At 41.0% G+C, this 11,273-nt stretch carries 5 protein-coding genes; all 5 read left to right on the plus strand.

The annotated features are described in order from the left end of the window. The first annotated feature begins 400 nt into the window (after positions 1–400). Positions 401–2,707 (plus strand): leucine-rich repeat domain-containing protein, encoded by a 2,307-nt coding sequence (locus Q1R07_RS00340; RefSeq protein ID WP_300484831.1) that lies wholly within the window; start codon positions 401–403, stop codon positions 2,705–2,707. Between the two features lie 158 nt (positions 2,708–2,865). Further along, complete coding sequence (locus tag Q1R07_RS00345; protein ID WP_300484832.1) at positions 2,866–3,600, plus strand: sulfite exporter TauE/SafE family protein; 735 nt, start codon at positions 2,866–2,868, stop codon at positions 3,598–3,600. Between the two features lie 2 nt (positions 3,601–3,602). Next, positions 3,603–4,100, plus strand: coding sequence for a molybdopterin-binding protein (locus Q1R07_RS00350; RefSeq protein ID WP_300484833.1), 498 nt, complete (start codon positions 3,603–3,605; stop codon positions 4,098–4,100). Positions 4,101–4,414: 314 nt separating this feature from the next. Beyond that, positions 4,415–8,452, plus strand: coding sequence for a M14 family zinc carboxypeptidase (locus Q1R07_RS00355; RefSeq protein ID WP_300484834.1), 4,038 nt, complete (start codon positions 4,415–4,417; stop codon positions 8,450–8,452). An 87-nt stretch (positions 8,453–8,539) separates the two neighbouring features. Then, positions 8,540–11,273, plus strand: a 2,734-nt coding sequence (locus tag Q1R07_RS00360; RefSeq protein ID WP_300484836.1) for a LamG domain-containing protein, incomplete at its 3' end; no start/stop codon positions are given.

The following is an 11,273-nucleotide window of genomic DNA, read 5'->3' on the forward strand; positions in this document are numbered from 1 at the left end:
GTCTAGGGGTTAGGACGCCAGGTTTTCATCCTGGTAACAGGGGTTCGATTCCCCTACGGACTACAAAAAACAAAAGAGCTTGCAGTGATACTGCAAGCTCTTTTTATTTAGAATAATGCTGTTTATACCTGACAGGTTTTTAAAACCTGTCAGGTATAGCAACAAAAAGGAATGCGATTTAAAAATTCATCCAACGATTCGCCTCTCAAAACTTACAAGACCGCATTTTAAATTTTCCTTTTTTCTTTTCTGCAACCCATTTTTCAGCATCCTTTTCAAATCATTTTGGCACTATAAATTCTAAATATCCTTTTTTCTCTTTTGCGAGAATTAAAACTTGCTATTACTCTATATTTAATTATTTTTAGCGAAATTATAAGTTTAGCCTTGATTTAAAAAGATGGATAGTAGTATTAAAATTATCAGCAGACTGGAGAACGCTCTTAATATCAAATTAAAGCAATTGGAAAAAGGAGCCGAAATGAGCGGAAACAGTTATGCCACTTCCAGCTACACTAAGGACACCGTTCAATATGAGAAGTTGACCGAATTACATCTTACACAGCTACACTTTGACAATTTTGCAGCTCTCGAACCTTTTTTTGAAACACTTTACGACCTGACATTATCCGAATGCTCGATTGCCGACGCCTGGGAATTACACCAGATAAAGCTAAAATATCTTACGCTCGAGAAGTGTTCCATTTCCATTGATTCTAAAATCCATCATAAACCCGATCATCATCTAACAACTCTCAGACTTACCGAAATATCATTTGATAGCTTAAAGGCACTTACACCCGTATTTTATTCCGTAGAGAACGTATATATCAATCATTGTACACTGGAAAACATCTCCCCATTCCTTTATACTGATTTTGCAGATAACCTATATATGGACAGCGTCACTTTAACTAACGAAGAAACTTTTAATCCCGACATACCAAAGGCTAAGACGGCGCATCGTAATTTTCAACATTTGCGTTTGGAAAATATGAGTATTCCACATCCTGGTTTTCTCCTGCCTATTTCCAACCATCTTGAGTATGTCACGTTTACTAAATGTACCGTTAGCAATATTTACGAATTAAATCTTTTCCCTCGATTATACAGCCTAAACATCGATGACACCGATTTTATTGCGTCGGCAAACGATATTCAATACCCGCGAAAATCTAAAGGAAAATTCACGCATTTGGATTTTAAAAATATGAAATTGAAGGATTTCGATTTCTTTGCCCCTATTTCGGACGGTTTAGCCGTTTTACGTTTGAACAATTGTGAAATAGAGAGCTTAAAAAGTATTTGTCAGTTCACCGATTTAAAAAGACTTTATTTACACCCTAATATACAGGTTAATGATCGCAACATCCCGGATAATGCAAAACAATTTGAATTAACCGAATGCATCATTCAACCAAGAATTTATACCTGGGATAAGGTTTCGCCATTACCCGATTTTAACACCGAATTCCTGATATCAATCGCTTCCTACACACGAAGTTTGACGATAGAAGGCTACAACCTGATCAATGTCCATAACTTACAACACTTTTCCAGACTAAATAAATTATCATTTGATAAATGCACTATAGCCCTGGATGATTATTCATTAATTGCACCCCAAATCCAACAGATTGTCTTTAAAACAACAGCAATTAAAAATCAGGAAGCTTTTCAGTATTTTACGGCATTAGAAAACCTAAAATTCACAACCAATACTCTTAACAGCGGACCTATCGACTTCAAAAAACTGTTACCTTTAAAAGCGCATTTAAAAAAGCTTACTATTAACGATTCGGATATTTTTGAACTAATTGAAAACATCAATGTTTTAAAGCACTTTACAACATTGGAAAAACTTGACATCTGGGTAAATTCTCTTGAACTTGCTCAGGATATCTTATCCATTAAATCCCTTAAAGAACTTAATCTCTATATTGACGAACAAACACCTGAAGTTTTAGAAACCGCAATTCTGGACGTACAGCAGCTAAAAAATATGGAAAAATTAAGCCTGCAATCCTATGATCAAATACCTTTTAGAGGAATCGGTCATCTGAAATCCTTAAAAACACTCTCTATAGAATCGGATGGTGATGTCGAAAATCTAAACACTTTGCCTTTACTGGAAAAGTTATCCATAGAGGGAGGTGCCGTTATCAATAAATTACCCCGATTAGAACAGGTTAAAGTACTTGATATAAGAATAGACGAAGACTCTGAAGTAACCTCACTGAAAAACTTCCCCAACCTCGAAAAACTGCAATTAAGCAACACGGAGGAAGACCAAAAAATAGACATTAGCGGATTAGAAAATTTAAAAGTTTTGGTATGTGAATGTTATGATATTGATAGCATCGTCGCTTTTAAAAACCTGCCAAGCCTTGAAGAATTGGATCTTTGTTGTCGTGGCATTTCCATTCTACCCAAGTTGGATAAGCTTACCCATTTAATACTCAATTTGTCGGAGAATCAGATTGAAAATATCGAAGGTTTGGAAAACCTAAAGAACCTGGAACGTTTAAACCTCTATGACAACGAAATCTCTGATTTCAGCATCCTGAACAAACTACCAAAGCTTCACGAAGTTAACGTTTGTGGCAATGGAATAAAAAAAGAAGTTATCGAAAAACAGCTTGACAAACCAGAGATATTGATCTGGTATGGTTTGCCTTATACCCCTTTTTCTATTCGTATTGATTAGAAAACACAGGCTGGCAATCTATAACAAGTATAAAGAGAGTGGATTTGATTTGGATATAAAAAGACATTTACGGTCAGATTGAGTTCAATTTAAACCGCTCCTACTTTCCTTATTTACGTAAGTTCTAAATTTAGCAGACTTGTATTTAATATCCAGTCATGCCACAGGAAGTTTTTTATCTTATTCTATTCCTTGTTGCTTTTTTATATGCATCTGTCGGACATGGCGGCGCCAGTGGCTATCTCGCGCTAATGGCACTATATGGTATTGCTCCGGAAGAAATGAAACCAACCGCGCTTATTTTAAACCTCTTTGTTTCGTTAACCTCTTTTATCCAATATTACAACCGTGGTTATTTTCTAAAAAAAATGTTTCTCCCGATTGCCAGCACCTCTATCCCTATGGCTTTTATCGGTGGGATGATCAATATAGACGCAACGCTTTACAAACGCATTCTCGGTTTTTTATTACTATTTCCGATACTGCGTTTTTTCTTTTTTAAAAACATACCCGACACAAATTTAAAACCCTGTAATCTGACTTTAGCCATGGCAACAGGAGGTAGTATTGGCTTGTTTTCGGGAATGATTGGCATTGGCGGTGGAATTATCCTGTCTCCTATTTTACTGTTACTCCATTGGACCAATCAGAAACAAACCGCAGCCATTAGCGCTGCTTTTATATTTGTAAACTCACTCGCCGGATTGGCCGGAATGCTAACTCAGGGTATATCCATCACTTCCGGCATGGCTTTTTATATCGTTATTGCTTTTACCGGAGGAATGCTGGGCGCTTATTTTGGTGCCGGAAAATTTCATCAGAACGTATTAAAATATATCCTCGCCTCTGTATTAGTAATGGCTTCCTATAAATTATTATTTACAAGTGCGTAATTATGAAAAAACTGGCATCACTACTTTTACTTTTCGGATATGGCTGCATTGCTCAGAATTCCAATATAATCACTTTGGAAACACCAACTGCAAAACCGGTTATTGTAACTTACGAACAGCTCAAAACCTATACGATTCATTCGCTAGACAGCTTGCAAATACGCAATCACGCACTTCAATACAAAAGCACGCTTCGAAATTGCAAAGGCATATTACTTAAAGAAGTACTCCACAAAATTGCACTTGACGCACCTTCGCCTAAAGTACTGAGCGAATTCTATATAGTTTGCATCGCCACCGATGGCTATAAAGTAGTTTTTTCCTGGAATGAACTTTTCAATAGTCCTACCGGTGAACATACCTTAATTTTAATGGAAATTAACGGCATTTCCACTTCATCTCAAAAAGACGGCATCGCCATTCTTACACCAACCGATTTCGCTACCGGAAGACGTTATGTAAAAAACTTAAAAAGCATCAAAATCGAACGGGTTAAATAAATCCGATTGCTATAGTATTTCCTATTCTCATTTTACCGCAATAGTTACTATTTAACACTTCCATCTAGTACACTTTATCAAACAAATTCGTATTTTTATAAAAATATATCACATTTTGTAATAACACAATGTTACAATTTGATGTTTTTACCATACACACTGTTGAATCTTAAAATAACCTTTTAATAACAATAAAACATCATTTATTTAAAATAGCACAACTATTTGTATTTTTTTATTTAATAAACAATACTTACATATAAAGTTATGTTAATTTTTTTTCATTAATTTTGAAAACCCAAAAGCATAATTATATGAAAAAAACTACATTAATTATTTTATTTTTACTCTCCTCCTTATCGAATGTATTTGCCCAAACAGAAACAAATCTTGCCAAAGCACAACATTATTTAAAAACCAAAGGAGAAGTCATTTTCACTTTTCAGGCTGCCAACCAACAGCAGTTTAAAAAGCTGGCTTCTTTTTTGTCGTTAAGTCATAAAAGAGTCAATCAGGACGATCTGAAAGCCGAAGCGTATGCCGACAAACTTGACTTTGAAAAATTCCTCAAATACAATATTCCGTTTCAGGTTAGCACTGCGGATAATGAAATTCCAAGTGCCGAAGCCGCCAAAAGTGCCATGGCTCCTAATGCACAATGGGATTCCACCTGGGATGCCTATCCGACCTATTCCCAATATGTCGCCAAAATGCAGTATTATGCCGACACCTATCCCAATTTATGTAAGCTGGAAAATATCGGTAGTACCCCAAACGGGCGTAACCTGTGGATTTTAAAAATATCCGACAATTGCCAGACCGATGAGGCCGAACCGGAATTTTTCTATTCCTCATCCATGCACGGTGACGAAATTACCGGTTTCCCATTGATGATGCGCCTGATCGATTATCTGGTTACCCGTTACGGAACCGATTCGGAAGTAACCAATTTGGTTAATACCACCGAAATTTATATTAGTCCGCTTTCCAATCCGGATGGTTCTTTTAAAACCGCCGGGAACGATGTGATGAATTCAACCGGGAACGCGGCGACCCGTGCCAACGCTAACGGAAGGGATTTAAACCGAAATTATCCGGATCCGTTAAACGGATTACACCCGGACACCTATGCCTATCAGCCCGAAACACTGGCTTTCCTTGCTTTTGAAAAAACCAGAAATTTCGTGATGGCTGCCAATTTCCACGGTGGTGTTGAGGTGGTAAACTATCCTTGGGATGCCTATGCCTCGCCAAATCACCTGCATCCGCACGATAATTATTTTAAGTTTATCTCCAAAAATTATGCGCAATCCTGTCAGACCGCCAGTAATAACAATGGCTATATGGACGACGTATTTGCCGGTCAGTATCCCGGAACCACCAACGGTTCGCTTTGGTATACCGTAAGCGGTGGCCGCCAGGATTACAACAACTATTACATGCACAATAAAGAAGTGACCATCGAAATCTCGACTACGAAATTCCCGGCCGCTTCCGAACTTCCTAATTTCTGGAATTATAACAAACAGGCTTTTTTAGATCATATTAAACAGGCCAATTACGGAGTACAGGGTAAAGTAACCGATGCATCCGGCAATCCGATCAATGCTAAAGTTTATATTCCGGGTTACGATTTAAAAGGTGCCTGGGTAAAAACCGGTTCCCTTCACGGTGACTATTACAAATTACTGATCGCAGGGAATTACAATATTACTTTTGAAGCTCCGGGTTATGTTTCGCAAACGATAGCGGCAACCGTTGCGAATAATGCGACAACGATTCTAAATGTACAGATGGTAGCCACTACCGCCGAACCCACCGTTGCCAATGCTACTATCTGCAAAGGAAAAATAGCCAGTTTGTCTACAGCCGATTCCGGTACGATCCGTTGGTATGATACCGCAAGCAGTACAACCGCGCTGGCAACCGGGACTTCCTACACTACCCCGACTTTAACCGCTACACGTTCGTATTTTGTGGAACGTGAAGTGACACTTGCCAATGTAGGACCAACTTCACCAACAGGGACTGCAACTGCTAAAGCCGGAGTAGCAAACCGATATCTGGTATTCGATTGTACTACACCAACCAAATTACAATCCGTGAGTGTCAGAACCAGTGCTACAAACGGTGAGATATTAGTCGAATTACAGGATAGTTCGGGTGCGATGCTGGAATCGAAAGTGATTCGTATGGCAGCATCCGGAATACAAGATATTGACCTTGATTTTTATTTGCCGGCGCAGAACAACCTACGACTGGTTTCTCGTGAGATCAATGGTTTTAATCTTACTGCAGCTACTTCGGGAATTACCTATCCGATGACCAACAACATCGTTAGTATTAAAAGTAATAGCGGAACCGGAACGTTTTTCCAATTCTTTAACTGGAAATTTGCTCCGTTAAAAAGCGCCCGAAAACAAGTTCAGGTAACCGTAAAACCGGATCCGGCTATCACCACAATAACGCCTGATACCGCTTTGGAAGGTGGCGCCAATTTTACGCTAACCGTAACCGGAAGCAATTTTGTGAGCGGTGAATCGATTATCCGATGGAATGGCGTCAACAAAGCCACCACTTTTATCAGCAATACACAATTATCGGCTACGATTACCGCTGCCGATATCGCCAATGACGGTACCGCAACTGTAAGCGTGATCAACACCTGTAACAACTACGTAACCCCAAATACGAACTTTACGATACAGGGTGTTCCGTGTGCTACTTCTACTACCTGGAATGGCAGTAGCTGGAGTAACAATGCTCCAAATAACGACGTACACGCGATTATAAACGGGAATTTCACCTCATCGGCCAATCTGGAAGCTTGTTCGCTTACCATTAACGGTACGGCTGTCGTTACGATTCAATCCGGTCATAACTTTATCATCAACCGTGAAGTTGCCGTGGCACCAACGGCCAATCTGATTATTCAGAACAATGCCAATCTGGTACAGGTGGAAAATACAACCAACACCGGTACGAGTAATGTCTACCGAAACAGTTCGCCTATGATTCGTCTGGATTATACCAATTGGGCTTCGCCAGTGGCAGCTCAGAATTTGCTAGCCTTTTCACCGCAAACCCTGACCAACCGTTTTTATATTTATAATCCATTAAACGGACCGATCGGAGCTTACGAAACGATTAACCCGAACACCAATTCCTTTACAGCTGCCAAAGGTTACCTAATCCGCACACCGAATACCTGGAGTGCTACCACTCCAACCGTTTATCCGGGTCATTTTACCGGCGTTTTAAACAATGGAAACATCAATATTGCCGTACAGCGCGGTGCGACTACCGGTTATAATCTGGTTGGAAATCCGTATCCGTCTACAATAAATGCGATTGATTTTATCAACGCTAATATCAGCGGTACCGGAACGGTAAACACTACTATCGACGGAAGTTTATATTTCTGGACACATGCCACGCCTTCCAGTCCTTCAACCGGCTTATATCCGCTTAACAATTATGCGAAATACACCAAACTGGGTGGAACTGCGGCTCAGGCCGGTGGTGCCGTTCCAAACGGTATTATTCAGGTCGGACAAGGATTCCTTGTGAATGCCGTAACCAACGGAAGTGTTGCTTTCCGTAACAATATGAGGTTGATCAATAATGCAAATCAATTCTTTAAAAGCAACCACACCCTGGCAATGGTCGAGCAGGATGCTATTGAAAAACACCGTATCTGGTTAAACATGAGCGGTGCAAACGATGCCTTTAGTCAGATTTTAGTCGGTTATATGACCGGAGCGACATTTGAAGCCGATTATGGTATCGATGCGAAAGATTTTGGTGCCAGTGGTGCCGCTTTATACAGTACAATCGGAAACGACGCCTATGCCATCCAGGGACGTCCGGTTCCGTTTGACGATAATGACAGCGTTCCGTTAGGGATTAACCTGCCTGCTTCCGGAACCTATACTATTTCTATTGATCATTTCGACGGATTGTTCAACGGCTCACAGATTATTTTCCTAAAAGACAAGCTATTGAATATCGTACACGATCTGAAGCTGAACAATTATAGCTTTTCAGCCGAAGAAGGTGTATCGAACAACCGTTTTGAACTGGTTTTCAAAAATACTATGTTAAACAACCCTGATTTCGATGCCGATAATGCCCACATCAGCATCTACAAAAACAACAATGCCATAACGGTACAATCGGCTAAAGAAGATTTAAGCACTGTATCGGTATATGATTTATTAGGAAGACTGATTTATCAGTCACCGAAAATTGGTACGGCGACTTTTACAACCAACCTATTTACCAGCGAAGCCGTTTTATTGGTTAAAGTGATTACCACTTCCAACCAGACAATTTTCAAAAAAGTACTTTAACAACATGGCGCTCTGAAAAGGGCGCCTGTAAACAACCAAAGAAGATGCCCCAATTATCTAAACTTATGAACAAAACTACTTACCCCTATGAGATCAACAAAATCTATTACAAGGCAATTGCTACTATTGGTAATCAGCCTTTTACCTAAATTAGTATCGGGACAGACCACACAGCTCCATCAGGAGAATTTCGAAGTTACCTCAACCTGGACGCTCACCGGAGCAACCATAACGGCTACAAATGCCTATAACGGAACGTCGAAAGTACAGATTCCGGTTAATGGGAGTTCCATTACGTCTCCGACTATTAACATTGCGGCCTATAACAAGGTGGACGTAAGCTTTTTTGTCCGATCCAATGCTTTAAACAACGCCGATAAAGTTACGCTCCAATACCGCGACAATGCCGCCGCAGCCTGGACTAGTGTAAGGGTGGTCGAAAGAGGAGGAAGCTCTTTACGGGACATTAATGATAACACCAATTATTATGCCCTGTTCGGAACCATTTTTTCAACTTCGTCTACTTTTTCAACGACAGGTCAGTTCCGATTCGTAACAACAACTGGAGGAGCTGCCCGGCAATTTTTTATCGACTATGTAACCATCACCGGGACCATCAATAATACCATTGCTACCGGTCCGGGAGGGATTACTGCTAATCTGGAAACCTGGTTGCGCGCCGATCAGGTCAATGGATCAACGGTAGGAACCGACGGTGCGAATGTAAATATCTGGACCGATCGCGGTAAAGGAAACGATGCCAAAGTAATCGATGCTGGTAATGCCGCGCTGACTGTTCGTCCGGCTTATCGTAACAATGCGACCAAAAATATTAATTTCAACCCGGTAGTGGAGTTCGGAAACAATCCGTCTACCTCTACTTCCAACTACACATATCTTTCGAACAGAGCCGAATTACAAAGTACTTCCGGTTTTTTCTCCCACGACCTGTTTATTGTGGTGATCAATGACAACCCGGCCAGTCTTTCTGCCACGTCGCCCAGTGTCGATTTATTTTGTGCGCAATCGTCTGGCAATAATACTTATGATAAAGATGGTACCGGTATCGGATTCGGGCAATATTCGATTCGATTCGACAACGAAGTCGTGAGTTACTGTGTTGGAAGCACACCGGAACCGACACCCGCCGATGTAACCACCAGAGGTTATGGCCTCGCTCAGGTTAACGGTACGTATACAGGTGTAAACATCATCAACAGCCGTCATAACAGTGGCGGGACCAAACAGGAATTATACAGCAATGCGCTGAGCATTTCGACTACCGAAGTGGGTGTTCCACAATGGCTTGCCTTGTCAAACCGTCGTTACTGGCTGGGAAGAAGTCAGGTTTTTGACGGTAGTTTTGGTGGTCGTGTCGCTGAGGTAATCTCCTATTCGGCACGAAAAAACGATGCCACCGAGCGTAACCGTATCGAATCCTATCTGGGCATAAAATATGGAATCACCTTGGGAACAAATGGTGTGAGTCAGAATTATGTAAACTCCGCCGGAACCACAATCTGGAACATTGCACCAACCGGTTTTAACTATGATATTGCCGGAATCGGACGCGACGATGCGGCGCAGTTAAATCAGAAACAATCCAAAAGTATCAATTCCGGTGCCGTAATTACGATGGGACTTGGCGATATTCTAACAACCAATTCGGCCAATACCAATACTTTTGATGCCGACCGAAAATACCTGGTATGGGGAAGCAATGGTCAGAACATGACTACCAGTGCAACGCCGTTGACCTATACTTTCGGACCTTCGACGGTGACAACCACTACCGATATCACCAACAAACGATGGAAAGTCGTAGAAACCGGCGGCGATGTAGCCACTGTAAAAGTATCCTTAGCCACTACCGATCTTGCCAGCTTACCGGCACTTTCCGGAAATGATGCTTATGTGATGATCATTGCAAGTGATGCTGCTTTTACAACCGGTATCGACATGGTCTTTCTAAACACCAACGGAACCAATCAGGAATGTTTATACGATTTCGACGGAACGAAATACATCGCTTTTGGTGTGGCGCACGAAGTAGTACTTTCTCGCCATATTACCATTGACGGTGTAGACGATGCCGTTCGTGTAGACAATAAAAATGACCTTACCGGTGCGTTTACCATCATGGCATGGGCGCGTCCAACCGGGGCAAATAATGCCACATCCGACAAAACAATCGTTTCCAAACACAACGGAACAACCGGCTACCGACTGGTTATCCAAAACGATAACAAAATCCGTATGGAATGGAACGGTGCTTCCCTGATATCAAACACTACACTACCGAATAACATCTGGCATAATATAGCCGCGGTCTATACTGCCGGTACGTTAAGCCTTTATATCGATGGAGTATTGGATCGAACCGGAGTCATGGCAGCTCCTACGGCTACAACCAGTATTTTTACCATTGGTGCGGAATACCGCAATAAAAGTAGTATTGTCAACATCTTTAAAGGTGATATCGACGAATTGCGTATCTGGAGCCGCGGACTTGCTATAAGTGAAATCCGTTATATTATGAATCAGGAAATTGCAAGTTCCGGTGCCAATACACTGGGGAAAATCATGCCGTCGACCGTGACGAAAAATGATATCAGTGCGCTAACATGGAGCAGCTTAACAGCTTACTATTCGATGAATTCCTATATTGGAACGCATATCAACGACAATTCCTTAAATAAAAACCGAGGGAACCTTGTTAATCCAAGTAAGATTGATATCAACACACAAACAGCACCAATGCCTTACGATAGTAATGCAACCGGTTTGTGGAGCAATACCGCTACGTGGACAAATGGTACCA

The organism is Flavobacterium sp., assembly GCF_030146175.1.
GTDB lineage: Bacteria > Bacteroidota > Bacteroidia > Flavobacteriales > Flavobacteriaceae > Flavobacterium.